Here is a 24360-nt window from a genome sequence, read left to right on the forward strand (position 1 = left end):
TAAACAGGATTAAACACTAAAGTAAATAACGAATGTCGAATTAAAGGCTGTTAAATTCTCTGCCGCACCACTCTTAATGATTTTGTGCCAAAGAATTCGTTTGAGTTCGCATTTCGGATAGGCGACAGTGGGCTATCATTGTTGTGTTCGCTCAGTTTTTTTCGGGTTCCCTTTTTCAGGACGAAGCCTTAAATAACCAGAACGGGTTGTCTTTCGGGTCAGCCGGTTTGCAAAAAAGAGGTGCGCTATGACGACAATCTTTGACGAAGCCATCAGAGACAGCAAACGACTCAATGACGGACCAGACTGGACATTCGAACTGCTTGACGTCTATTTAGCAGAGATCGACCGGGTCGCTAAACTCTACCGGCTTGATACCTACCCGCACCAAATCGAAGTGATTACCTCTGAACAGATGATGGATGCCTACTCCAGCGTCGGCATGCCGATCAACTATTCACACTGGTCATTCGGCAAAAAGTTTATCGAGACCGAGCAGCGCTATAAGCATGGTCAGCAGGGTCTGGCGTATGAGATTGTCATCAATTCCAATCCCTGCATTGCCTACCTGATGGAAGAGAACACCATGACCATGCAGGCGCTGGTGATGGCGCATGCCTGCTATGGTCACAACTCGTTCTTTAAAAATAATTATCTGTTCCGCAGCTGGACGGATGCCGGGTCGATTGTCGATTACCTGCTGTTCGCCAAAAACTATATCAGTGACTGCGAAGAGCGCTATGGCGTCGAAGAGGTTGAGCGGTTGCTCGACTCCTGCCATGCGTTAATGAATTATGGTGTCGATCGCTACAAACGCCCGCAGAAGATCTCTCTGCAGGAGGAGAAGGCACGGCAGAAAAGCCGTGAGGAGTATCTGCAAAGTCAGGTGAATACCCTGTGGCGAACGCTGCCACGGCGTGAGAAAGAGACCGTGACCTTTGAAGCCGCGCGCTATCCCTCTGAGCCGCAGGAAAACCTGCTCTATTTTATGGAGAAAAACGCCCCGCTGCTGGAGTCGTGGCAGCGTGAAATCCTGAGAATTGTGCGCAAAGTGAGCCAGTATTTCTATCCGCAGAAACAGACTCAGGTGATGAATGAAGGCTGGGCGACGTTCTGGCACTACACCATCCTTAATCATCTCTACGATGAAGGCAAAGTGTCGGAACGCTTTATGATGGAGTTCCTGCACAGCCACACCAACGTCGTGTTTCAGCCGCCCTATAACAGTCAGTGGTATAACGGCCTTAACCCCTACGCCTTAGGGTTCGCGATGATGCAGGATATCAAGCGTATCTGTCAGTCGCCGACCGAAGAGGATCGCTACTGGTTCCCGGATATCGCCGGTTCCGACTGGCTGGAAACGCTGCATTTTGCGATGCGCGAGTTCAAGGATGAGAGCTTTATCAGCCAGTTCCTGTCACCGAAAGTCATGCGTGATTTCCGCCTGTTTACCGTACTGGATGATGACCGCAACAACTATCTCGAAATCGCCGCGATCCACGATGAGGCGGGCTACCGGGCGATTCGCCAGCAGCTCTCCGCGCAGTACAACCTGAGTAATCTCGAACCGAATATTCAGGTCTATAACGTCGATCTGCGCGGTGACCGTTCGCTGACCCTGCGCTATGTGCCGCAGAGCCGCACACCGCTGGATAAGAGCCGTCGCGAGGTGCTGAAGCATGTGCATCGTCTGTGGGGATTTGATGTGATTCTGGAACAGCAGAACGAGGATGGCAGCGTAGAGTTGCTGGATCGTAACCCACCACGCGGTTCATCACTGTGATGGGATAAAACAAAAAACCGGACGCGATGTCCGGTTTTTTTTTCAACGCTTACTGCCGAGATCGTCGGGCAGATTCTTCTGCATACTGTGCCAGATTTCTCCGCTGCGGCGGCCGTAGTTGCGCACCACGTCCACAATCTCATCCTGTCCGGGCTCTTTGTCGCACAGTTCCAGCAGTTTGAGATAGAAATCGCGCGCGACCTGACGGGCTTCCGGATTAGAGAAGTAGTGGCGGCCAACGCGGGTATAGAGTCCTTTCAGGCCATTCAGGATCAGACCGTAAATCGGGTTACCTGACGCAAACGCCAGACCGCGGAACACCCGGTAGTCGAGCTCAGTATAGGCATCAGCCTGATCGGCAGCCGCGCTGACCGTTTCCAGCACTTCGCGCGCTTTGTCCGGATGATGGCGCAGCGCACGGCTGATAAAGATCGATGAGATATTACTGCGGACTGAAAGCAGGTTATCGATTAGCACCGGAACGCTGTCGTGATCGAGACGGGCCAGCGTTTCCAGAATATTGAGGCCGGAGGTCTCCCAGAAATCGTTTACCCGCGTCGGTTTGCCGTGCTGAATGGTCAGCCAGCCATCGCGCGCCAGACGCTGCAGCACTTCACGCAAGGTGGTACGCGTCACCCCAATCAATTCAGAAAGCTCACGCTCAGCAGGAAGAATCGACCCTGGCGGAAAGCGACTGTTCCAGATGCTTTCAATAATATACTCTTCAGCAAATCCCGCTGGACTCTGAGCCTTTATAACCATAGCAATGTGTTCTCGTTGCTTTTCTAATCATGATGGGCACTCATCATACCAGACGCCCTATAGCGGATATAGCCTGCGTAACCATTAAAACCGGGCGCAAGCGCATATTTCAGAATGGCTGACCGCGATATCAGCGGCTTCATAATTGCGGACGGTCTGACCGATTTGTCGTTTCGCTTACTGCCTGGCGCAATCAGCTCTGTCGCCGCTTCGGATATTCTCTCTCTTAGCCGACCGGGCATTCAGAGTGAAAGTCTGCGCTTATTCTCATCTGACCTGTTCTGGATCAGAATCAGGTCATGTTTGCATACGATTTTTCCCCGTCCCTGGCTGGTTTGTAAACGCTTTTGGTTTACACTGCGTGGCATTAACGTTTACAGGGAATGCACTATGTTGCGATATCTGAATCAATGTTCACGGGGTCGCGGAGCCTGGTTATTACTGGCCCTGACTGCGCTTGCACTGGAATTGACGGCACTCTTTTTTCAGCACGTGATGGGCCTGAAGCCCTGCGTAATGTGTATTTATGAGCGCAATGCGCTGTTTGGAGTGTTAGGCGCGGGTCTGGTGGGTGCGATTGCGCCGAAATCGCCGTTGCGTCTGGCGGCGCTGGCGTTGTGGATTTACAGTGCCTGGGAAGGTCTGCGTCTCTCTTATGAACATACCATGATTCAGCTGCACCCTAACCCGTTCACCACCTGTGATTTTGCTGCCCGCTTTCCCAGCGGATTACCCCTGGATAAGTGGCTGCCGTCGGTATTTCTGGCCAGCGGCGACTGCGCAGAACGCAGCTGGACATTCCTGACGCTCAGCATGCCGCAGTGGATGATTGGGGTGTTCGCTGGTTATCTGCTGGTCGCAGCGCTGGTGCTGATTGCGCAGCCGCTGAAACCTAAACGCCGCGATCTCTTTGGTCGCTGAGATCAAAAAAGGCTGCCACTGGCAGCCTTTTTTCTATTCCGACTGATAGCGCGGCGCTTAGCCGTTGCGATCGGGTCGATCAATAATGTGATCTTCCCAGTCCCGCACTTCACTCTCACGCACCGCTATATACCGCACCGAAATACGCTGCGCATGCATCGCTGTTTTCGAACCGGCCCGCAGCGGATGCCATACGGGTAAATCTTTGCCCTCACCCAGCAGCCGGTAGGCGCAGGTGCGCGGCAGCCAGTTAAAGGTCGTCAGATTTTCGCGCGTCAGCTTGATGCAATCCTCTTCAAGCTCGAAGCGGCGCTCATAGTTACGGCACTGGCAGGTTTTAATATTGAGCTGATCACAGGCGACATTGGTGAAGTAGATCTCATCGGTGTCGGCGTCCTGCAACTTGTTCAGGCAACACTGTCCACAACCATCACACAAGGATTCCCATTCCTCATCGCTCATTTGTGCCAGGCGTTTTTGTTGCCAGAAAGGGGTGTCAGTCATGATGATTTGTCCGGATTGTGCCTAAACCGCACCTTATAAAGCCTATGCGGCGGTGATGCAAGTTTTTAGAGTACGCGCGTGCTGATGCCGTGACCCGCCAGTGAAACTTCCAGCTGGTCACCCGAACGCATCGGGCCCACCCCTTCTGGCGTACCGGTCAGAATCACATCGCCTGCACGCAGGGTAAAATAGTGGCTCATATGGGCAATCAGCGGCAGGATTTTATGAATCATATCCGCGGTGTTGCCCTGCTGACGTACTTCACCGTTCACCAGCAATTTAAGCTCGACGTTCTGCGGGTCGCCACTGAATTCCGTCACCGGAATAAAACCGGAGACAGGACAGGCGTTATCAAAACCTTTGGATTTTTCCCACGGCTGTCCCGCTTTTTTCAGCCCGGACTGCAGGTCACGCAGCGTCAGATCCAGCGCCACGCCATAACCTGCAATCGCCTTAGCCACATGTGCATCGGTCGCCTGCTTCAGAGTCGCACCAATCAGCACCGCCAGTTCAACTTCATGATGGACTTCGCCAAACGCGTCGGGAATAGAGAGTGGCTGACGCAAATCACACAGCGCCGTTTCCGGCTTGATGAAGATCACCGGCTCAGTAGGGGTTGCGCTGCCCATCTCTTTAATGTGTTTTGCATAATTACTCCCGACGCAAACCACTTTGCTGACCGGAAAATCTAACAGAGCGCCTTGCCAGTTACGATGCTGATACATGCTCATCCCCTGTTCAGGTTAGGTGTGATGCCAGCGCTGCTGGCGGATTGGTGTTTGCTGGTGCGTTGATCGAAATGCCAACCTCATGACGTGATAATAAGATCCTTTTAACCTTCCGGGGTGCGCAATTTGTCAAAAAGCGTAAATGCAGGCGCAGAAGTGCTGAATAATCGTACAAATCAGGAGAAAAAATTGAGCAGGGAATTTAAAAAGGGGTGAAACAGATAAGCTGCGCCGTTAATTTTGCGCAGCATCAGGGCAATATTATCCTGACAGGATCGCGCCGACAGGATTTATATTTACAGAGGAATCCGAGTTAAACTTTTTTATCGGCCTGTAAATGAATGTTGAGGAGACTTTCAATAGGCGGAGGGAGCTGTAAATAAAAGCCCTGCTCGCTCAAACCCTGCTTAACTTTATTGATATCCGCATTAGCCAGCCTGTCCCGCCCCGCCAGCTTTAGCACCATCGCCAGCTGCGGCTTGCCAAAACCTTTCAGCAATTCTTCCGGAACGCGCGAGAAATCGTCCTTTTTTTCAACATAGAGATAAGTCTGGTCACGTAGCGGGCTTCTGTAGATCACACAAAACATATATTTTACTCGAATTAACCGGCGTTGAGGCTTGTCTGAATATAGCTGTAACTATAACATGCTTGCAGAACTTCGAATATTCACCGTTAGCGCTTCAACGATGATTTTATCATCGCCAGGCTAACGGTAGTGAAAACAGGACTGAGTCGGGACAGATGTCGCAAACGCCAATCGAATTCAAAGGTAGCAGTTTCACCCTGTCTGTCGTCCATTTGCATCACCATGACCCTGCGGTGATTCGCAAGGCACTCCAGGACAAGATTGACCAGGCTCCAGATTTCCTGAAAAACGCGCCGGTGGTACTTAACGTCTCAACGCTCAGTGCCGATGTTAACTGGAAACAACTGCAACAGGCGGTTCTCGCCACCGGTTTACGCATCGTTGGCGTAAGCGGCTGCAAAGATGATGCGCTGAAACGTATGATCTCGCGTGCTGGCCTGCCCGTGCTGGCAGAAGGTAAAGAAGCCAGACCGCAAGCCGCCGCACCGCAGCCGATACCTGAACCTCAGCCGGTTGTAACCGAAACGGCAGCAACAAAAACCCGCATCGTGAACACTCCGGTGCGCTCCGGCCAGCAGATTTATGCACGTGACGCCGATTTGATTATCACCAGCAGCGTCAGCGCCGGCGCTGAACTGGTCGCCGATGGCAATATTCATATTTACGGCATGATGCGCGGTCGCGCCCTGGCAGGTGCCAGCGGTGATCGCAACTGCCAGATTTTTTGTACCAGCCTGGCGGCCGAGCTGGTCTCGATTGCCGGAGAGTACTGGATCATGGATCAGATCCCGCAAGAATTTTTTGGTAAAGCCGCGCGTCTGTGCCTGCAGGATGGCGCGCTGACTATCCAGACACTTAATTAGGCCCCTTTTCTTTTGTTAAGGAAATCAACATTTATGGCACGCATTATTGTAGTTACATCCGGTAAAGGGGGCGTTGGTAAGACCACGTCAAGCGCGGCCATCGCCACCGGTTTAGCGCAGAAAGGCAAAAAGACGGTTGTGATCGACTTTGATATCGGTCTGCGTAACCTGGATTTGATCATGGGCTGTGAGCGCCGTGTAGTCTACGACTTCGTTAATGTGATCCAGGGCGATGCCACACTGAACCAGGCGTTGATTCGCGACAAACGCACGGAGCAGCTCTACATTCTGCCTGCGTCGCAGACCCGTGATAAAGATGCGCTGACCCGTGAAGGTGTCGAAAAAGTGCTGAACGATTTGGCTAAGATGGAGTTCGATTTCATCGTCTGTGACTCACCGGCAGGAATTGAAACCGGCGCACTGATGGCGCTCTACTTTGCCGATGAAGCGATTATTACCACCAACCCGGAAGTCTCTTCTGTCCGCGACTCCGACCGCATCCTTGGCATCATCTCATCCAAATCCCGTCGTGCTGAAAACAGTCAGGACCCGGTGAAGGAGCATCTGCTGCTGACCCGCTATAACCCTGGCCGGGTAAACCGTGGCGATATGCTGAGCATGGAAGATGTGCTGGAGATCCTGCGCATTCCTCTGGTCGGCGTGATCCCTGAAGATCAATCGGTGTTACGTGCCTCTAACCAGGGCGAACCGGTGATTCTTGACGGCGAATCTGATGCTGGCAAAGCCTATGCCGATACCGTTGAACGGTTGCTCGGTGAAGTACGCCCCTTCCGCTTTATCGAAGAAGAGAAGAAGGGTTTCCTGAAACGCCTGTTCGGGGGATAAACCATGGCATTACTTGATTTCTTTTTATCCCGGAAGAAGAACACTGCCAACATAGCCAAGGAAAGGCTGCAAATTATCGTGGCAGAACGGAGAAGGGGCGACAGTGAGCCCCATTATCTTCCGCAACTTAAGCGCGACATTCTGGAAGTGATTTGCAGATATGTGAAGATCGATCCAGAAATGGTGACGGTGCAGCTTGATCAGAAAGGTGATGATATCTCAATTCTGGAACTGAACGTCACACTGCCGGAAACGGATGAAGTGACTAAATGACGCTGACCGTTTGCTGAATTTCCCCTGCGCTCTGGCAGGGGAAATTTAACCGGTTAACAACCCGCCAGAATCTCCTCAATGCCGGGTTTAAGCAGTTCACCCCGCCATCCGGTGAGTAACTCCGGCTGACGTCCCTGCGGCTTAAGGCCCCAGTGCTGGCTCAATACCTGATTAATCTGACGTCGTGACGCCAGTAACTCCTGACTGAATCCACTCTGCTCGCTCACCTGCTGCACCAGCGCTTTCATCGCTTTAAACACCGGCTTGTAGTGCGGATGGTCAATCAGATTGCCCAGCGGAGCCGGCAGTTCGCTCTCATCCAGCGCCTCAGCTTCTGCCACCAGCGCCACCAGCGCTTTGCCGTGGAAACGAATTTCGTGGCCTGACAGCCCCAGATGATCCAGCTCGCCCAGTGAGCCTGGCATAAAGCGCGCCACTTTCCACAGGTGCTCTTCGCGCACCACAAAGTTCACCGCCATATCTTTTTCACGCGCCAGCTTCAGACGCCAGGCCGCCAGTCGCTGCAACGCCGCCAGCTGACGCGGGCGCAACTGCCAGGCATTGGTAATCTCCCGCCAGGCTTCATCCGGCGACAGGCTATCCAGACGACGCTGACACAGGTTATCGCACTCACTGAGTGCCGCCGCCATGTTGCCAGCCTCTTCCGTATTGATCATCAGCTGACGGGCAATCGGCAGCAGATAGTGAACATCCGCCGCCGCATACTCGCACTGACGCTGGGTCAGCGGGCGTGCCAGCCAGTCCGTGCGTGATTCACTTTTATCGAGTTCGACCTGAGTGAAATGTGCCACCATTGAGGCAAAACCCCAGGAGAGCGGCTGGCCAGAGAATGCCGCCAGAATCTGCGTATCGATCATGGGCGTCGGCAGCACGCCGAAACGGTGCAGGAAGACTTCCAGATCTTCACCACCGGCATGCAGGAATTTGGTAACGCGGGTGTCGGTCAGCAAGGCAATAAAGGGTGACCAGTCACGGATATTCAGCGGGTCAATCAGCACCAGTTGCTGATCGTCGAACAACTGGATCAGGCCAAGCTGAGGGTAGTAAGTGCGGGTGCGGACAAATTCGGTATCCAGGGCCACCGCCGCGTGCTGGCGCGCTTTCTGACACACGTCTGCCAGTTGATCATCCTGGTCGATAAGGGAATAGTTCACGTCTGATTTCCACCGCAGCCAACAACGCGCGGCGCTCCATGTTAAAAACAATAAAAACGCCGGACATGCCGGCGTTCAACCTCAATTTCTGCCCGGATTCAGCTCGCGCCGGGTTTCGCCTCGTCGCGCAGCTCTCGCCGCAGGATCTTGCCGACGTTGGTTTTAGGCAACTCATCACGAAACTCAATGATTTTCGGCACCTTGTAACCGGTCAGCTGACGGCGACAGTGATCGAGCACCTCTTCTTTGGTCAGCGATGCATCTTTTTTCACGATGCAGACTTTGACCGCTTCGCCAGAAAGATCGCTGGGCACACCGATAGCCGCGGCTTCACGCACTTTAGGATGCTGCATCAGCACGTCTTCGATTTCATTCGGATAGACATTAAAACCTGATACCAGAATCATATCTTTTTTGCGGTCAACGATGCGAATAAAGCCTTCCTGGTCAACGGTAACAATATCACCGCTGTGGAGCCAGCCATTTTTCAGCACTTCCGCTGTCGCTTCCGGATGCTGCCAGTAGCCCAGCATCACCTGCGGGCCGCTGATGCAAAGTTCGCCCGGTTCACCGGGAGGGACTTCATTACCGGCATCATCCAGAATCAGCACATCGGTCGAGGGCACCGGCAGACCGATACTGCCGGTATGACAGCTGATGTCATAGGGATTGACTGACACCAGCGGAGAACACTCTGTCAGGCCATAGCCTTCCAGCAGATAGTGTCCGGTCAGTTTTTCCCAGCGCTCGGCCACCACTTTCTGCACCGCCATTCCGCCACCGGCAGAAAGACGCAGCGTTGAAAAATCGAGTTTATTGAACTGCTCATCATTGAGTAGCGCGTTAAACAGCGTGTTCACGCCGGTAATAGCGGTAAATGGAAATTTCCCCAGCTCTTTTACAAAGCCGGGGATATCGCGCGGATTGGTAATCAACAGATTCTGACCGCCCAGCTCCAGAAAAAGCAGGCCATTCACCGTTAAAGCGAAGATGTGGTAAAGCGGCAGCGCGGTGACGACACACTCTTTACCGTCGCGCAGCACTTTGCCGTAGGTCGCCCGGGTCTGTTCAAGATTCGCCTGCATGTTGCGATGGGTCAGCATCGCCCCTTTGGCCACGCCGGTAGTGCCACCGGTATATTGCAGGAAGGCGAGATCGTCATTGGAAACCGTCGGGCGTTGATAATTGAGCGTTTCGCCGACTTCCAGTACGTGGCGAAATGAGATTGCCCCGGGCAGATGGTATTTGGGCACCAGCTTCTTCACATACTTAACGACAAAGTTAACCAGCGTCGCTTTGATCGGTGCCAGCTGATCGCCCATCCGGGTCAGGATAACGTGCCGCACAGCGGTTTTCGCAACCACTTTTTCCAGCGTGTGCGCAAAATTTGAGACAATGACAATCGCACTGGCCCCACTGTCATTGAGCTGATGCTGCAGCTCGCGCGGCGTATAGAGCGGATTGACATTGACCACGACCATACCCGCACGCAACACACCAAACAGGGCCACCGGATACTGCAGTAAATTCGGCATCATCAGTGCCACCCGGTCACCCGCTTTCAGGCCCAGCTGCTGCTGAAGATAGGCGGCAAAAGCGCGGCTCTTCTCTTCCAGCTGACGATAACTCATCTTCTGACCCATGTTCAGGAACGCGGGTTGATCGGCGTAGCGTTTTGCGGCCTGCTCAAACAGATCCACCAGTGAGGTGTAACGATCTGCACTTATTTCGGCAGGCACATCTGCCGGGTAGCGTTTCAGCCAAACCTTATTCAAGGATCCACCCCGATAATTATGTTGTATTTCCATCGCTGCCTCAGCCAATCTGGTTTGTTAACAATATTTTAACTGATTGTACCAGCTTGCCTGTTTTGGCATGTTGAGGTTGCGAAGTGCATCACTAAATTTCGTGCTGATAAAACAGGCAAATAAAAAGCCCGGCAGCGAGCACCGCGACCGGGCTGATAATTAAAAGTTTTTGGACTTACTCAGTCAGAATGGTCTGCACCTCTGCCGGCCCACTGTTCATCATTCCCCAGTAAGGGTTCGGGCCCCAGTATCCGCCGCGATGGCGGGTCGGACCATACCAGATCCAGGGATCCATCGGCTGGGGGGGTGCTGTCACCTGCTGGGTGAGTCGCCAGCGCTGATAACCACGCACATCAATGACCGCAAATTTGTAATCCGCCTCGCCAATTTTGCCCTGCTCTGTCCCTTTCAGGGTACCCAGAACCGTAACATACTGATTTCTGACATCCACCGGATCAACAAAACCGCGGATATCGGCATAAATCCGACCGACCGAGGCCGCACCCAGACGCGGTCTGGCGCTATCATCCAGCGGCTGTGCAGCAATCTCAAGCCGGGTTTTGCCGTTCAGGTTAGTGACATTCACTACCTTGCCGCCAAAGCGCGATTCCTGCCCGACAAAGAGCGAAGGATCGCTCATGACCCGCAACAGATCCTGCTGCGGCTGAGGTGAGCTGCCCTGCAGCGTGTCAGGAATGGAGACACAACCGGTTAACGCCAGCACACAGGTCACCAACAGACCTGAAAGCCCTTTACCACACATTGACGACATAGACGTTCTCCCGTTAGGTAAAGAGTTAGACTGGACGCATAACAATAAGTTGCGTGCATTTTACCGGCCAGGTAATTTTTTCCAGGCGACTTCATTACGCAGATAAGTGGGCTCCGCCGTTTCCGGCAACAGCGTCTTCCCCTGCGCCAGAGCAAGGGTCGCCAGCGGCAGCATATCTTCTGCAGCGGGCAGCGTAACGTCACTGGCGTTCAGGGTTAGCTCGTGCCCCTGCTGCAGGGCAGGATAAGCCGGCCAGCCGGTGCCTGCGGTCATCCATTCGCCAGAGAGCGCCTGCATCCGTGCCAGTGCCGCTTCGGGCGACAGCACGCTTTCGCTGGCCTCACCCTGCCAGGCACCCTGTTCATCACGCTGATATTCGGCCCAGTAGACCTCGCCCATCCGCGCATCAATAGCGGTTAATACCCGGGTAGCGCCGTGCAGACGCCATGCGCCTTCCGCCAGCGTTGCCAGCGTGGAAACCGCGATCATCGGCAATAAAGCGCCCAGTGCCAGGCCCTGCGCAATACCAATACCAATCCGCACGCCGGTAAAACTGCCAGGGCCACGACCAAAGGCGAGCGCGTCCAGATCGGTCAGTTCCAGCTGCTGCGCCAGCAGTAGCTCTTCGATCAGCGGTAAAATACGCTGGGTATGATCGCGCGGGGCAATTTCGAATCGGGCATCAATCTGTTGCTGATTCAGCAAGGCGGCTGAACAGGCTTCTGTCGCCGTATCCAGCGCTAAAATTCGGGCTGACATGACTACCTCAGAAGAAAGAAAACGGCGCGCATCTTAGCATAAAATTACGCGTCTGTTTCGGGTTGCTGGCGGATAAAGGCGATGGCACGGGCAATGTCCCGGGTGCGCGGCGTCGGCGGCAGACTATTGAGAAACAGTGCGCCATAAGGACGTGAAACCAGACGCTGATCGCAAATGACCAGTACGCCACGATCGTCTGTATCGCGGATTAAACGTCCCACGCCCTGCTTCAGGGTGATCACCGCATCCGGCAGCTGCACATCCGTAAAGGGATCGCCGCCACGAATCCGGCAATCTTCCATTCTGGCTTTTAATAATGGGTCTTCCGGTGAGGTAAACGGCAGTTTATCGATGATCACCAGCGACAGCGCATCACCCCGCACATCCACGCCTTCCCAGAAACTGCTGGTCGCCACCAGCAGGGCATTGCCTTTATCGATGAACTGTTTCAGCAACTGCCCCTTGCTGGTTTCACCCTGCACCAGTACCGGCAGCGTCATTGAGGCGCGGAATTCTGCGGCCAGCTCACGCATCATCAGGTGTGACGTGCAGAGAAAGAAACAGCGGCCTTTATTGGCATCAATTAGCGGCTTCATCATGGCGGCCAGCTGGCGTGCGCCGCCGGGACGGTTAGGCTCAGGCAGATTGCGCGGTACGCAGAGCAACGCCTGCTTCGCAAAATCGAACGGGCTGTTCAGAATCAGGCTTTTTGCTGCATTCACACCCAGCCGTTCGGCGAAGTGGGCCATTTTCTCATCCACCGCCAGGGTGGCTGAGGTGAAGATCCAGGCAGCCTTACGATTATCCATCACTTCACGGAAGCGTTCTGCCACCGAGAGCGGCGTCAGCGCCAGGATAAAGTGACGTGAAGTACATTCATACCAGTAGCTGTAGCCTGGCTCGTTAATCGCCCGCAGCCGTTTTAACCGTCCGCGGTAGAGCGCGGCGCGCTCGAAGGCGGCATCCAGCAGGGCTGAACGGCCCAGTGAGAGTTTGATAACGTCGTAACAGAGCTCAAGCGCATCATCCAGCAGCGTAAACATCCGCAGGATGTTGTTATCGCTCAGCAGTTCACGCAGGTTACCGCGATAGCCGGGATCGCCTAATGACAGGCGAAAATCCTGCGCGCACTGCGCCAGACGGTCAGCAGATTTCTGCAGCTGCTGGGCATCACGCACTTCGGTGCGGTAGGCGGTAATAATATCTTTGGCAAGATCGAGTAACTGGCGGCTGGAGAGCTGCTGACCAAAATACTGACTGGCGATATCGGGTAACTGATGAGCTTCGTCGAAGATCATCACATCAGCTTCGGGAATAAGTTCACCAAAGCCACCCTCTTTCACCACCAGGTCGGCGAGAAAAAGATGATGGTTCACGACTACTACATCGGCGTCCATAGCGCGTTTACGCGCCCTGACCACAAAACACTCTTTATAGCGCGGGCAGTCAGTGCCGAGGCAGTTATCGTTGGTGCTGGTGACCAGCGGCCAGACCGGGCTGTCTTCGGTCACGCCCGCGCAGCTGCTGATGTCGCCATCTTCCGTCTGTGACGACCAGCTGCGCAGCGTCACCAGATCGGTCAGCCCCTGCGCGGTGAGATCGCCGCCCGCCATCGATTGCTGTTCCATGCGCTCCAGACAGAGATAGTTGGAGCGCCCTTTCAGCAAGGCAGTTTTGCCTTTGAACTTCAACGCCTTGATCATCGTAGGCAGATCGCGGCCATAGAGCTGATCCTGCAGCGCTTTGGATCCGGTGGAGACAATTACTTTTTTACCGGCCCGCAGAGCGGGAGCCAGGTAAGCATAAGTTTTTCCGGTGCCGGTACCGGCCTCGACCACCAGTTCTCCCTGCTGTTTTACGGCTTCAGATACCGCCTGCGCCATCTCACGCTGTGCTTCACGCGGCTTAAAGCCTGCGATCGCCAGCGCCAGCGCGCCATCCACTGCAAAATCGTCTGCCACATACCCTCACTAAGAACGGCAAAAACACTGTAATTATGTCAGTATTGGATCAACAAAGCAAAATTGATAATTATCAATGCTTTATCTATTTTTACCCGTTATGAGTGTGGCAGTCAGTGAATCAGGATCGCGTCTTAAAGATGAGAAAAAGGCGGCACGTGGCCGCCTGAAGAGAAGCGCTCGCTGCACCGGGATGCCTGATGGAGAGTCGCACAACGAAAGGAAGCAGAAATCGCTGTAACTACTCTACAATCATGCGCCCATTGAGATGCTGCAACGGACGATTGTTGGTGGTTTTCAGCGCCTGTTTAAAAGCGTCGAGCTGCGCCTGAGAGAGCGTAACCGGCTGTTTCATCACCAGCCAGCGAATCCCTTCGCTGCAGGGCGGCGTCGTCAGAGAGCCGCTGAAACGATAATAGTGCAGATCTTCCGGAAAGAGATCGCGTAAATTCACCTGGCGATTAATGGTGACCTGCTGGTTTTCCTTTTTCGGCATAGCCGCTATCAATGGCGCCAGCGCCGGGTTCTCTTTACCGACCTCAAACATCACCGCAACCACGGCCAGATCGCCATCCTCTTTGCTGTGGACAAAGTGGGCTTCAAGGGGAAAGGTGTGCCCATTAATCTGGTTCTCACTCGGCGTATGGAAGTGATATTGACGTAGCGTGAACTTTTCACTATCCAGTACAAAATCATCTTCTTCGTCAACGGTCACCTGAATCGTGTGACCATTGTTGATCACCTTCTCAGCAGACGTATGGTAGGCCAGATCGAGTGCCTGTAAATGTCCCTCAATCGGGTCTTTAATATTGATTGGCGACTGGGACTTACCTTCGTGGCAGATGTGGAAATCACTGGTCAGTTCGCTCCAGTGTTCCGGGCCAGCTTTGCCTTCGTACGTCCAGTGCGGTTCCGCCGCATCGGCTACGCTGAGGGTAGAAAGCGCCACAACCAGACTTAACATTTTTGGTAATTTCATTTTTATCCCTGCTTTATCAGCTTATTGACGGCAGGGATACTATTCCGCTCACTGCTGAGTCAGCAAGGTGACAAAATGCGGTTAATCAAAATCAGAATGAATAAAGAGTTTATAATTTTCATCGATGTTAATTTAATTAACATTTTTGATTAAATTACTGTAATTAAGCGGATTATCTGTGACGTTTATCTGAGGAAATTGATCTGCCTGCTGAAATTCAGGGATCGTCAATTTAAGCTACGGTGCCATCAGCGGTTTAAGGCTGAAACAGCGCAAAGAGAGGCGAAGTGAAGGCGCATAATGTGAGAAACCGCAAAACTGCGCGACTGGCGGTTTTGCGGTGTAAGATTAACTCAGAAGACAGACACTTCGTCAGTCAGCCGTTACAGGCGGCTAAACATCCTTTTCTGACGGCTCGTTCTCCTCATCCTCTTCTTCATCTTCCGGATAGATCTCAGCATCATCTGGCAGCGGTTCATCGTAATCAGGACGTTCAGACATAATTACCTCCGGTGATAAATAGCAGTGCTGCTATTTCAACTGAGCATAGTTAACCGTCATACCGGTCGCATATTTTTCGCCTGAAATGTGAGCCAAACGTAAAATTGCTGTAAGAGACTGAAAATGACCTCACCGCGCAACACTAATGGTGTATGTAAAGTGCGCCTGCCAGCATGATGATGAACAACACCGCAAAGGTGATTACTCCCTGCTTAGTGCCTTTGGACAAACCCACAAACGCCGCAATCACAATAAACAGCAGCGTCAGTGCGCCAGCCATAACCCAAAACAGATACTGCGTATTCGCCATGCTCTAATCCTCATCCTGTGGCGCTAACCTTCGGCTGATTTATAACATTTTTAAGCTGGCAGTGTCCTCAATTCTGTGGCACTGCCCGCCGGTTAACGCCATTTGCAGACAAGGTCAGGAACACCCATCTAAACGCGGTCAGCGTGACAGTGTGACAGTGTGATGCAGTTAGCAAATGCAGAGGAACGCAGCGAGTAAATAAACGCGCGGATTATAATGATTAAATCAGCTTACCGTTGGGGTGTGGCACTCGTAGGCTGACGTGCTGAGACGGGTTTAACATTGCCGCTGTTCAGGCAGTGTTAAGCAGATGGCCCTAACCCGACTGCCTGACTCAGGCGGAGGAATGTATGAACTATTTCCGCATCGGCTCTGTGGCTGGCGTGCTGCTGCTCTGCGGCTGCCAGGCACCCACGCCTGATCAGGCTCGTCTGCAGCAGCCTGTTTTTCAGGGTCAAAGTACCCGCACCGTCCCTCAGCTCAGCGACTGTATTTATCGCGGCTGGTCCACCACCAGCGTCATTGCCAGAGATAACACCACCCACACCCAGCCTGATGGCAGCGGGATCAGCGTCTTTACCTGGGAAGATTCGATTTTTGCGGATATTTCACCCCACCGTAAAGGAGCGGATGTGAAATATTTCACGACGTTCAGGATGGCGCCTCAGGTGATGGCGGACAGACAAGGAATTGTTGAGCGCTGCCTGTAAGGCTAACAGGTGACAGCGATGTCAGGAGTGTGTCAGGCTAAGGCGCAATTAACCAGGGAGAAACCGACGAGTATTACCCGCATTGATCCGGAACATCGCATGTCCGAAGCCGTAATCCACAACGACACGATCTATTACACCAGTGTGCCTGAGAATCTGGATGCCGACGCAGAAGCGCAGACAGCCAATGCGCTGGCAGTAATTGATGCGATTCTGACACGGCTCGGTAGCGATAAAAGCAAAATCCTTGATGCAACGCTGTTTCTGGTGGATAAGGCCGATTTCCCTGCCATGAACCGCGCATGGGACGCATGGGTCTCTCCAGGTAATGCGCCAGTGCGCTGCACGGTTCAGGCCGGCCTGTTGAACCCGAAGTACAAAATCGAAATTAAAATTATCGCTGCACGTTAAGCAGGCCGGGCGTTATTCTTTTTCGTTTTCTTCATCTTCGTCTTCGAATAGCGCCCGAATCCGTTCGCCCTTGTGATTTTGTCGGATCTCCTGTGCCACCTGAGTAATCGCTTCACCGCTCGACAAACCACCCGCCATCAATTCCTGAATACGTTCGACGGCCTGCTGCTGCTGCTCATGTGAGAGAGCCGGTATTCCTATAAACATGTTTCACTCCTGCTTTGGGGCAGACAGTATCCCACGCGGAACTAACAGGTGCCAGTCATGAAAAAATATGGCAGTCTGACCGCCTCTTTGCTCTCTGATTTCTCTGCCCGATGATTGTTGAAACCCTCAGTCTTGATTATACCCCGGATGCGCTGACTCAGCGTTTTGCCCCGCTTGCCCATCTGCCCTGGGCAATGCTGCTCTCCTCTGCACAGGCGAACCACAGCGACAACCGCTTTGATATTCTGACCGCCGCCCCCCGCGCGACCCTGGTGACCCGTGGTGCAGTCACTACCGTCAGCGACGCGACCGGTACGACCGAATCGACCGCCGATCCCCTGTTGCTGGTGCAGCAGCAGTGTGACGCGCTGGGTGTGACGCCGGCTGCCAGCGATGCACTGCCGTTTCAGGGCGGTGCGCTGGGCCTGTTTGGTTATGATCTGGGCCGCCGGTTTGAGTCGCTGCCTCAGCAGGCCGCAGCCGATCTCACCACGCCTGACATGGCGGTGGGTATCTATGACTGGGCATTGATTGCCGATCATCATCAGCAAACCCTGACGCTGGTAGCGTTAAATAGCGCTGAAGATCGCGCCGCCTGGCTGGCGCAATGGCCGGCGCGCGAGGCCGTGCCCTTTTCACTGACCAGCCGCTGGCGCTCCAACCTGAGCTATGCCGATTACGCTGTGCGCTTTGCCGCGGTTCAGGCCTATATTCAGGCGGGTGACTGTTATCAGGTTAATCTGGCGCAACGTTTTCAGGCCAGTTATCAGGGGGATGAGTGGCAGGCGTTCAGTGTACTCAATGCGGCTAACCGCGCGCCGTTCAGCGCTTTTCTGCGTCTGCCTGAGAGTGCCATCCTCAGTCTGTCGCCAGAACGTTTTCTGTCGCTGAATAATAAACAGATCGAAGCCCGGCCGATCAAAGGCACCCGGCCACGCTGTGACGACCCGATTGCTGATGCGCAACAGGCTGAGTCGTTGCGCCATGCGGAAAAAGATCGGGCCGAAAACCTGATGATTGTCGATCTACTGCGCAACGATATTGGCCGCGTCGCACTACCCGGCTCAGTCACTGTGCCGGAGTTGTTTGTGGTTGAACCCTTCCCCGCCGTGCACCACCTGGTGAGCACGGTGCGGGCGCTGCTGCCTGATACCCTGCAGGCGACCGATCTGCTGCGCGCCTGTTTTCCGGGCGGCTCGATTACCGGTGCGCCCAAGATTCGGGCGATGGAGATTATTGATGAACTGGAGCCGCAGCGGCGCAATGCCTGGTGCGGCAGCATCGGTTACCTCAGCCTGTGTGGCCGGATGGATACCAGTATTACCATTCGCACGCTGATCGCCGAAGGTCAGCAGCTCTACTGTGCGGCGGGCGGCGGGCTTGTGGCAGACAGCGATCCCGCCGCCGAGTATCAGGAAACACTCGACAAAGTCAGCCGGATCTTACCGGCACTGGAACAGACCGGAGGTTCAGTTGGCCCTGACGCTTGATGATTTTCGCAGCCGTTTTCTGTTACAGCAGCCAGCCCGCAGCACGCAGTCGCTATCCGGACGCCATGCAGCGGTGCTGGTGCCGATTGTGGCACGGCCAGAACCGGGTCTGTTGCTGACACAGCGCTCACACGCTCTGCGAAAACACGCCGGACAGGTCGCCTTTCCCGGCGGGATGCAGGATGACACTGACGCATCGCTCATCGCCACGGCACTGCGTGAGGCGCATGAAGAGGTTGGCATCGGGCCACATCAGGTCGAGATACTGGGCGCGCTGCCCGCCGTGACCAGCAGCACCGGCTTTCAGGTAACGCCGGTACTGGGGATCATTCCGGCCGATCTGCAGTTAACGATTAATCCGGATGAAGTCAGCAGCGCCTTTGAGATGCCGTTGGCCGAGGCATTACAGCTCAGCCGCTACAGCGCGCTGGAGGTGCATCGGGCTGGCATTCGCCACCCGGTCTGGCTGTCGCGTTATCAGGATTATCTGGTGTGGGGCATGACCGCGGGTATTATCCGATCACTGAGTTCTCAGATCGCATTCTGAAACCTTTCGCATTTTTCTCTCTCCGGCCCGTCAGGTTACTGACGCGCTGCGCTATAATTTTTTCTATCGGTTTTAATAAGTTTATTTCATGCGAAAAGCTGCTCTTTCCTGGTGCATGACCATTACTATTAGCGCCATAAACTGCCCCGGCAGACTGAGAATAATTGTGAGGAGTGTCACCTGTGATTAGTGTTTTCGACATGTTCAAAGTGGGCATCGGCCCCTCAAGTTCGCATACTGTCGGCCCGATGAAAGCAGGTAAACAGTTTGTGGATTTGCTGTGCGAACAGGAAAAGCTGCAGGAGGTCACCCGGATCGCCGTGGATGTTTACGGTTCTCTCTCTCTGACCGGCAAAGGCCACCACACTGATATCGCCATTATTATGGGTCTGGCGGGCGAATCGCCGGACACGGTGGATATTGATGCGATCCCCGCCTTTATTAAAGATGTTGAGCAGCGCGAGCGCCTGCTGCTGGCGAAAGGCGCGCATGAGGTGGATTTCCCGCGCGAAGGCGGCATGGTATTTCGCAGTGAGAACCTCTCGCTACATGAAAATGGCCTGCGCCTGCTCGCGTTTGCCGGCGACCTGCTGATCCTGTCAAAAACCTATTACTCCGTTGGCGGCGGTTTCATTGTTGATGAAGAGCACTTCGGGCAGTCGGCACTGGATGAAGTCTCTGTGCCCTGGCCGTTCCACTCCGCCAAAGATCTGCTGGCTCACTGTCGTGAAACCGGCCTGTCACTCTCAGGTCTGGTGATGAAAAATGAGCTGGCGCTGCACAGCCGTGACGAGATCCATGCCTATTTCACTAACATCTGGCAGACGATGCAGGCCTGTATCGACCGCGGTCTGAATACCGAAGGTGTGTTGCCGGGGCCACTGCGCGTGCCGCGCCGCGCCGCCTCCCTGCGTCGCCTGCTGACCTCTTCCGACAAACACTCCAGCGACCCGATGATTGTTATCGACTGGATCAATATGTATGCGCTGGCCGTCAACGAAGAGAACGCCGCGGGCGGCCGGGTGGTCACCGCGCCAACTAACGGTGCCTGCGGTATCGTGCCTGCGGTGCTGGCTTACTACGATCACTTCATTGAGCCGGTGACACCCGATATTTTCCTGCGCTATTTCCTCGCCTCTGGCGCCATCGGCGTGCTGTATAAAATGAACGCCTCTATTTCAGGCGCGGAAGTGGGCTGCCAGGGTGAAGTGGGCGTCGCCTGTTCTATGGCGGCGGCCGGTCTGGCTGAACTGCTGGGCGGCAGTCCGGAGCAGGTCTGCGTGGCGGCTGAAATCGGCATGGAACATAACCTTGGACTGACCTGTGACCCGGTAGCCGGTCAGGTTCAGGTGCCCTGCATTGAGCGTAATGCTATCGCCTCGGTTAAAGCGATTAACGCGGCGCGAATGGCACTTCGTCGCACCAGCGAACCCCGCGTCTCGCTGGATAAGGTCATTGAGACAATGTATGAAACCGGCAAAGATATGAACGCCAAATACCGTGAAACTTCACGTGGTGGCCTGGCGATTAAAGTTCAGTGTGATTAATCGAAACGATTGACTGTCTAAAAAACGGGCAAACGTAATAAAATCCGCCTCCTGCGCTATCTCAGCGCAGGTTTAACCGGTAGAGTGATTTCCGCGCAGCCGTCCGGCTTGCGCAACTTTCCAGACCCGCTTTTCTGCATCCCGGCCTCAATGTTGATCTGACCGTGCCGATACTCACCCCGTTATGTTTTGCTTTTTACTGGCTTTTTGGGAAGGTGGACACTGATGTTTATGGCCCAGCAATATGTTGGACAGTTCAGGCGCAAGCGTTTGCTGATAGCACTGTCGATCGCCACCGTGGTGCTGATATTAACCCTGGCCTTTCGCTATATCGAAGAGAAGTCTCGTATTGAGCAGCAGGCGATGGATTTCGCCGATAAAGCGATTATGCGGTTTGACCGGATGTTTTCACCGCTTGAGGTTTCAGCCAATAATACGCTGGGTCTGGTCGGCGTCCCCTGTCAGGATGTTCGCTTTCCACTCATTGAAAAAATATCTTCACTGCAGACAGTCCGGGCGATCCTGCTGGTGGATAACGACGTGCTCTACTGCTCCAGTATCTATGGATCGCGCACCATCGCGTTTAGCCAGACCTACCCCGACTTAGCCTTTAACAGTCAGCGCATGACCCTGGCAACCGATGATTATCTGCTGAAAGGCTCGCCCATTTTACTACTGTGGACGCCAAAGAGCCTGGATAACCGCTCCGGGATTTTGCAGGTAATCAATATTGAAATGATGAGCAACTATCTGCTGGAGCCGCAGTTGCCCTGGGTAGAGCGCGCCGTCTTTAACGTCAACGGGGAGAGCCTGGAGTATGGTAATCCCCTGATAGAGTCAACGGTACCGGCAGATGATGAAGTGGGCTATGAGCAGGGCTCGCTGCGCTACCCGTTCACGCTGACGCTCTATGGCCCCTCCCCGACCCGGCTGGCACTGGCAACGCTTCCCTCACAGCTTCCGCTGGCGCTGCTGCTGAGTCTGCTTATGGGTTACATCGTCTGGCTGGCGACCGCAAATCGCATGAGCCTGAGCTGGCAAATCAGTTATGGCATTACGGCCCGTGAGTTTATGGTTTATTGCCAGCCACTGATCAACACCAAAAGTGGCGAGTGCGACGGTATAGAGTTACTGCTGCGCTGGCATAATGCCCGCCAGGGCTGGATTGCGCCGGATGTCTTTATTCCGCTGGCCGAGCGACAGAATCTGATTAAGCCACTGACACGGTTTGTGCTGAATGAGGTGGTGAGACAGCTACCGCAGCTGCCTGATGATCCCGCTTTCCATATCGCCATTAACGTTGCTGCCAGCCATTTCCGCGACCGTGCCATTCTTGAGGATTTGCAAAACCTGTGGTGGCCTGCCCATCCGGTGCCGAAACTGGTGGTGGAGCTTACCGAGCGGGATGCCCTGCCGGTCGTGGACCAGTCGGTGATTGCGCAACTGCACGACATCGGTGTCCGGCTGGCGATTGATGATTTTGGCACTGGTCACAGCTCCCTCTCCTACCTGAAAGATCTTCAGCCGGATGTGCTGAAAATCGACAAGATTTTCACCGCAGCCATCGGCACTGACGCGATTAATGCCACGGTGACGGATATGGTGATTTCGCTGGCCCAGCGCCTGAATATCAGTCTGGTGGCCGAAGGCGTGGAGACGGCTGAGCAGGCGGCCTATCTGCGCGAACGCGGCGTGGATCATCTGCAGGGCTACTATTTTGCCCGACCGATGCCGCTACAGGACTTCCCGGCGTGGCTGGCGCAGCATCAGGCGGATGCGCGCAAGTGACAGTAGCCTGAGCCCCGTTTCGCCTTGCCTGATGACATTGCGCCACAGATAAAAAAAGCCGCGGCGTTAAGCCAGCGGCTGTCGGAGAAATTCAGCGGGGCCGGTCAACCCGGCAGCGCCTCTGCCTCAACGAGAACGATTAACCCTCTTCATCCTCGTCATGCGGTTTATCTTTAGTGACACGCACCAGATCGATGCGGTAGTCGGTCGCTTCGATAATCTGGAAATGCAGCGGAGTGATATCAATCACATCACCAGGAAGCGGTAACTGCCCTTTCTGCTCAATCAACAGGCCCGCCAGCGAGGCGTGGTCTTCAGCCGGATCGACCAGTTCATGGAAGTCGAGCAACTGCTGCAGCGAGTGCAGATCGGTCCCCCCTTTTACTAACCAGCCATCGCCATCCGCAATGATATCGGGTGTTTCATCTTCATCCGGGAATTCACCCGCAATCGCTTCCAGCACGTCCAGCGGGGTAATCAGACCCTGAACCACACCAAACTCATTGGTGACAATCACGAAACTGCCCTTGGCACGACGCAGTACGCCAAGCAGGTTGATCGGATCCAGCGTCTCCGGCACCACGATAGTCGGTGTATTGGCCGCAAACGTTGCCACATCCACACCGTGCTCCAGCGCCACCAGCAACTCTTTGGCTCGCACTACGCCGACAATTTCATCCAGTTCACCCCGACAGACCGGGAACAGGCTGTGTGGCGTATCAAGCAGCTGACCGCGAATCTCATCTACCGGACGATTCGCATCGACCCAGGAGATTTCACCGCGTGGCGTCATGATGCTGCGAATCGAGCGGGAAGCCAGCGTCAGCACGCCATTAATCATATAGCGCTCTTCATCTTTAAACGCTTCCTGCGGCATCGCTTCCGCCAGCGCAGCCTCTTCGCTGCTGCTGGTGTTGCCATTGCTGGCGGTCTGAGCACGGTTGCGGCCCCCCATCAGGCGTAAAATCGCTTCGGCGGTGCGCTCACGCATCGGGCGATTTGACTGATGGCGGATAAAGTTACGACGTGCAACCTGGTTGAACAGCTCAATCAGAATCGAGAAGCCAATCGCCGCATAGAGGTAGCCTTTAGGAATATGGAAGCCAAAGCCTTCTGCCACCAGCGACAGACCGATCATCAGCAGGAAGCTCAGACAGAGCACCACCACGGTCGGATGTGCGTTAACAAAATTGGTTAACGGCTTAGACGCCAGCAGCATCACACCCATCGCAATCACCACGGCGGTCATCATCACCGGCAGGTGGTTCACCATACCCACGGCGGTAATCACGGCATCCAGCGAGAAGACGGCGTCCAGTACCACAATCTGCGTCACGACAGCCCAGAAACTGGCATATCCCCGATTACCGGATCCGTCGAGCTGCCGGTTCTCCAGCCGCTCGTGCAGCTCCATCGTCGCCTTAAACAACAGGAACAGACCACCCGCCAGCAGAATTAAATCACGACCGGCAAAGCTGAAACCGCCTACGCTAAAGAGAGGCGTTGTCAGCGTTACCATCCAGGAGATCAGCGACAGCAGACCCAGACGCATGACCAGCGCCAGTGACAAGCCAATCAGGCGTGCTTTATCACGCTGCTTCGGCGGCAGTTTGTCGGCAAGAATGGCAATAAACACCAGGTTATCGATGCCCAGCACGATTTCCAGCACCACGAGCGTCAGTAAACCTGCCCAGATTGAGGGGTCGAATAAAAATTCCATTATTTATGACTCCAGAACAGGGAACAGATCGCGGTGCTGCTCATCAGCGCAGCAAAGCGTGACATGCAGGTAGTCGGGAAAGCGGTGAAAACGCCGTGAGGCGAAGGGTGACGCGCCAGCAGGCGCAAAGAACAGATTAAGCGACGTCGGTGACGATCCATAAAGGTGGGCTGAAGCCCGTTACTCCTGAGTAATAAACAGAACGTTAATGTATCAGGTCGGCGAAGTGCGTCAAAAAATTTTCCTATTTTTACAATCTGCCTGTCAGATGATCAGGCGCATAAAAAAGGTAACTGGCCGCTTCACAAGATGAATAGCTGACAGCCATCACATAATTTATTTTTTCGATCACTAAAATAAATCGCGACTTTATCGCCTTGACGTCGTTAACCCATGTTTTTTCGAC

24 protein-coding genes are annotated in these 24360 nt (G+C 54.2%); 11 read left to right on the forward strand and 13 right to left on the reverse strand.

Annotated features, from left to right (window positions below; translation table 11 throughout):
• Nucleotides 1-247: 247 nt before the first annotated feature.
• A complete protein-coding gene (locus tag AC0T7J_RS02810; protein ID WP_473792012.1) occupies nucleotides 248-1783 on the forward strand; it encodes a SpoVR family protein in 1536 nt (511 codons plus the stop codon).
• Nucleotides 1784-1825: 42 nt separating this feature from the next.
• On the opposite strand, the gene fadR is transcribed toward AC0T7J_RS02810, so the two are convergent.
• Nucleotides 1826-2545 (reverse strand): fatty acid metabolism transcriptional regulator FadR, encoded by a 720-nt coding sequence (gene fadR / locus AC0T7J_RS02815; RefSeq protein ID WP_010670276.1) that lies wholly within the window; start codon nucleotides 2543-2545, stop codon nucleotides 1826-1828.
• Between the two features lie 390 nt (nucleotides 2546-2935).
• Here fadR and dsbB point away from each other — a divergent pair, with 390 nt between their 5' ends.
• Nucleotides 2936-3466, forward strand: a complete 531-nt coding sequence (gene dsbB, locus AC0T7J_RS02820) for a disulfide bond formation protein DsbB (protein ID WP_473792014.1) — start codon at nucleotides 2936-2938, stop codon at nucleotides 3464-3466.
• A 57-nt stretch (nucleotides 3467-3523) separates the two neighbouring features.
• Here dsbB and AC0T7J_RS02825 read toward each other — a convergent pair whose 3' ends face one another.
• The 3 genes from AC0T7J_RS02825 to AC0T7J_RS02835 all read right to left on the reverse strand — a co-directional run bounded on the left by AC0T7J_RS02825 (nucleotide 3524) and on the right by AC0T7J_RS02835 (nucleotide 5287).
• Entirely contained in the window at nucleotides 3524-3970 is a 447-nt protein-coding gene (locus AC0T7J_RS02825; RefSeq protein ID WP_010260578.1) for a YcgN family cysteine cluster protein, read from the reverse strand.
• Nucleotides 3971-4035: 65 nt separating this feature from the next.
• Nucleotides 4036-4695: a fumarylacetoacetate hydrolase family protein gene (locus AC0T7J_RS02830; protein WP_400369993.1), complete on the reverse strand. Its 660-nt coding sequence runs from the start codon at nucleotides 4693-4695 to the stop codon at nucleotides 4036-4038.
• 316 nt (nucleotides 4696-5011) lie between these two features.
• A complete protein-coding gene (locus AC0T7J_RS02835; protein WP_473792016.1) occupies nucleotides 5012-5287 on the reverse strand; it encodes a YcgL domain-containing protein in 276 nt (91 codons plus the stop codon).
• A 155-nt stretch (nucleotides 5288-5442) separates the two neighbouring features.
• Here AC0T7J_RS02835 and minC point away from each other — a divergent pair, with 155 nt between their 5' ends.
• From minC to minE, 3 genes are read left to right on the forward strand one after another with little or no spacing between them, the layout of a single operon-like run.
• A complete protein-coding gene (gene minC / locus AC0T7J_RS02840; RefSeq protein ID WP_473792018.1) occupies nucleotides 5443-6150 on the forward strand; it encodes a septum site-determining protein MinC in 708 nt (235 codons plus the stop codon).
• 33 nt (nucleotides 6151-6183) lie between these two features.
• Nucleotides 6184-6996 (forward strand): septum site-determining protein MinD, encoded by an 813-nt coding sequence (gene minD / locus AC0T7J_RS02845; RefSeq protein WP_010260569.1) that lies wholly within the window; start codon nucleotides 6184-6186, stop codon nucleotides 6994-6996.
• A gap of 3 nt (nucleotides 6997-6999) precedes the next feature.
• Nucleotides 7000-7269, forward strand: a complete 270-nt coding sequence (minE, locus tag AC0T7J_RS02850; RefSeq protein ID WP_008925314.1) for a cell division topological specificity factor MinE — start codon at nucleotides 7000-7002, stop codon at nucleotides 7267-7269.
• 53 nt (nucleotides 7270-7322) lie between these two features.
• Here minE and rnd read toward each other — a convergent pair whose 3' ends face one another.
• The 7 genes from rnd to AC0T7J_RS02885 all read right to left on the reverse strand — a co-directional run bounded on the left by rnd (nucleotide 7323) and on the right by AC0T7J_RS02885 (nucleotide 15534).
• Nucleotides 7323-8444 (reverse strand): ribonuclease D, encoded by a 1122-nt coding sequence (gene rnd, locus AC0T7J_RS02855; RefSeq protein ID WP_473792020.1) that lies wholly within the window; start codon nucleotides 8442-8444, stop codon nucleotides 7323-7325.
• A gap of 98 nt (nucleotides 8445-8542) precedes the next feature.
• Nucleotides 8543-10219, reverse strand: a complete 1677-nt coding sequence (gene fadD / locus AC0T7J_RS02860) for a long-chain-fatty-acid--CoA ligase FadD (protein ID WP_010670758.1) — start codon at nucleotides 10217-10219, stop codon at nucleotides 8543-8545.
• Nucleotides 10220-10427: 208 nt separating this feature from the next.
• Nucleotides 10428-11024, reverse strand: coding sequence for a Slp family lipoprotein (locus AC0T7J_RS02865; RefSeq protein WP_473792022.1), 597 nt, complete (start codon nucleotides 11022-11024; stop codon nucleotides 10428-10430).
• 60 nt (nucleotides 11025-11084) lie between these two features.
• On the reverse strand, nucleotides 11085-11783 hold the full coding sequence (gene tsaB / locus AC0T7J_RS02870) for a tRNA (adenosine(37)-N6)-threonylcarbamoyltransferase complex dimerization subunit type 1 TsaB (protein ID WP_473792024.1): 699 nt from the start codon (nucleotides 11781-11783) through the stop codon (nucleotides 11085-11087).
• 44 nt (nucleotides 11784-11827) lie between these two features.
• Entirely contained in the window at nucleotides 11828-13744 is a 1917-nt protein-coding gene (locus tag AC0T7J_RS02875) for an ATP-dependent DNA helicase (RefSeq protein WP_473792026.1), read from the reverse strand.
• 241 nt (nucleotides 13745-13985) lie between these two features.
• Complete coding sequence (locus AC0T7J_RS02880; RefSeq protein ID WP_473792028.1) at nucleotides 13986-14723, reverse strand: carbonic anhydrase; 738 nt, start codon at nucleotides 14721-14723, stop codon at nucleotides 13986-13988.
• A gap of 643 nt (nucleotides 14724-15366) precedes the next feature.
• Nucleotides 15367-15534: a hypothetical protein gene (locus AC0T7J_RS02885; RefSeq protein ID WP_166673020.1), complete on the reverse strand. Its 168-nt coding sequence runs from the start codon at nucleotides 15532-15534 to the stop codon at nucleotides 15367-15369.
• A gap of 350 nt (nucleotides 15535-15884) precedes the next feature.
• Here AC0T7J_RS02885 and AC0T7J_RS02890 point away from each other — a divergent pair, with 350 nt between their 5' ends.
• Together AC0T7J_RS02890 and AC0T7J_RS02895 are read left to right on the forward strand one after the other, a co-directional pair.
• Complete coding sequence (locus AC0T7J_RS02890; protein WP_473792030.1) at nucleotides 15885-16244, forward strand: hypothetical protein; 360 nt, start codon at nucleotides 15885-15887, stop codon at nucleotides 16242-16244.
• Nucleotides 16245-16262: 18 nt separating this feature from the next.
• Nucleotides 16263-16655, forward strand: coding sequence for a RidA family protein (locus tag AC0T7J_RS02895; RefSeq protein ID WP_473792032.1), 393 nt, complete (start codon nucleotides 16263-16265; stop codon nucleotides 16653-16655).
• Nucleotides 16656-16667: 12 nt separating this feature from the next.
• On the opposite strand, the gene AC0T7J_RS02900 is transcribed toward AC0T7J_RS02895, so the two are convergent.
• Nucleotides 16668-16862, reverse strand: a complete 195-nt coding sequence (locus tag AC0T7J_RS02900; RefSeq protein WP_473792033.1) for a YoaH family protein — start codon at nucleotides 16860-16862, stop codon at nucleotides 16668-16670.
• Between the two features lie 110 nt (nucleotides 16863-16972).
• On the opposite strand from AC0T7J_RS02900, the gene pabB reads away from it, so the two are divergent.
• The 4 genes from pabB to AC0T7J_RS02920 all read left to right on the forward strand — a co-directional run bounded on the left by pabB (nucleotide 16973) and on the right by AC0T7J_RS02920 (nucleotide 22234).
• Nucleotides 16973-18352, forward strand: a complete 1380-nt coding sequence (gene pabB / locus AC0T7J_RS02905) for an aminodeoxychorismate synthase component 1 (RefSeq protein ID WP_473792035.1) — start codon at nucleotides 16973-16975, stop codon at nucleotides 18350-18352.
• Nucleotides 18336-18899 carry a CoA pyrophosphatase gene (locus AC0T7J_RS02910; RefSeq protein WP_473792037.1) on the forward strand — a complete coding sequence of 188 codons (564 nt, stop codon included), beginning with the start codon at nucleotides 18336-18338 and terminating at the stop codon, nucleotides 18897-18899. The genes pabB and AC0T7J_RS02910 overlap by 17 nt, the downstream gene beginning before the upstream one ends.
• Nucleotides 18900-19081: 182 nt before the next feature.
• On the forward strand, nucleotides 19082-20446 hold the full coding sequence (locus tag AC0T7J_RS02915) for an L-serine ammonia-lyase (protein WP_010260538.1): 1365 nt from the start codon (nucleotides 19082-19084) through the stop codon (nucleotides 20444-20446).
• A gap of 225 nt (nucleotides 20447-20671) precedes the next feature.
• Nucleotides 20672-22234, forward strand: coding sequence for an EAL domain-containing protein (locus tag AC0T7J_RS02920; RefSeq protein WP_473792039.1), 1563 nt, complete (start codon nucleotides 20672-20674; stop codon nucleotides 22232-22234).
• A 139-nt stretch (nucleotides 22235-22373) separates the two neighbouring features.
• Here the strand turns inward: AC0T7J_RS02920 and AC0T7J_RS02925 are convergent, their stop codons facing one another.
• Nucleotides 22374-23954: a TerC family protein gene (locus AC0T7J_RS02925; protein WP_473792040.1), complete on the reverse strand. Its 1581-nt coding sequence runs from the start codon at nucleotides 23952-23954 to the stop codon at nucleotides 22374-22376.
• Nucleotides 23955-24360: the final 406 nt, after the last annotated feature.

It is taken from the genome of Pantoea sp. E956-1 (genome assembly GCF_982223955.1).

Bases quoted from the DNA above. Each gene is read 5' to 3' on its own strand.
- AC0T7J_RS02810 (WP_473792012.1), top strand. From the start codon at position 248: ATGACGACAATCTTTGACGAAGCCATCAGAGACAGCAAACGACTCAAT.
- fadR (WP_010670276.1), bottom strand. From the start codon at position 2,545: ATGGTTATAAAGGCTCAGAGTCCAGCGGGATTTGCTGAAGAGTATATT.
- dsbB (WP_473792014.1), top strand. From the start codon at position 2,936: ATGTTGCGATATCTGAATCAATGTTCACGGGGTCGCGGAGCCTGGTTA.
- AC0T7J_RS02825 (WP_010260578.1), bottom strand. From the start codon at position 3,970: ATGACTGACACCCCTTTCTGGCAACAAAAACGCCTGGCACAAATGAGC.
- AC0T7J_RS02830 (WP_400369993.1), bottom strand. From the start codon at position 4,695: ATGTATCAGCATCGTAACTGGCAAGGCGCTCTGTTAGATTTTCCGGTC.
- AC0T7J_RS02835 (WP_473792016.1), bottom strand. From the start codon at position 5,287: ATGTTTTGTGTGATCTACAGAAGCCCGCTACGTGACCAGACTTATCTC.
- minC (WP_473792018.1), top strand. From the start codon at position 5,443: ATGTCGCAAACGCCAATCGAATTCAAAGGTAGCAGTTTCACCCTGTCT.
- minD (WP_010260569.1), top strand. From the start codon at position 6,184: ATGGCACGCATTATTGTAGTTACATCCGGTAAAGGGGGCGTTGGTAAG.
- minE (WP_008925314.1), top strand. From the start codon at position 7,000: ATGGCATTACTTGATTTCTTTTTATCCCGGAAGAAGAACACTGCCAAC.
- AC0T7J_RS02865 (WP_473792022.1), bottom strand. From the start codon at position 11,024: ATGTCGTCAATGTGTGGTAAAGGGCTTTCAGGTCTGTTGGTGACCTGT.
- tsaB (WP_473792024.1), bottom strand. From the start codon at position 11,783: ATGTCAGCCCGAATTTTAGCGCTGGATACGGCGACAGAAGCCTGTTCA.
- AC0T7J_RS02880 (WP_473792028.1), bottom strand. From the start codon at position 14,723: ATGAAATTACCAAAAATGTTAAGTCTGGTTGTGGCGCTTTCTACCCTC.
- AC0T7J_RS02885 (WP_166673020.1), bottom strand. From the start codon at position 15,534: ATGGCGAATACGCAGTATCTGTTTTGGGTTATGGCTGGCGCACTGACG.
- AC0T7J_RS02890 (WP_473792030.1), top strand. From the start codon at position 15,885: ATGAACTATTTCCGCATCGGCTCTGTGGCTGGCGTGCTGCTGCTCTGC.
- AC0T7J_RS02895 (WP_473792032.1), top strand. From the start codon at position 16,263: ATGTCAGGAGTGTGTCAGGCTAAGGCGCAATTAACCAGGGAGAAACCG.
- AC0T7J_RS02900 (WP_473792033.1), bottom strand. From the start codon at position 16,862: ATGTTTATAGGAATACCGGCTCTCTCACATGAGCAGCAGCAGCAGGCC.
- pabB (WP_473792035.1), top strand. From the start codon at position 16,973: ATGATTGTTGAAACCCTCAGTCTTGATTATACCCCGGATGCGCTGACT.
- AC0T7J_RS02920 (WP_473792039.1), top strand. From the start codon at position 20,672: ATGTTTATGGCCCAGCAATATGTTGGACAGTTCAGGCGCAAGCGTTTG.
- AC0T7J_RS02925 (WP_473792040.1), bottom strand. From the start codon at position 23,954: ATGGAATTTTTATTCGACCCCTCAATCTGGGCAGGTTTACTGACGCTC.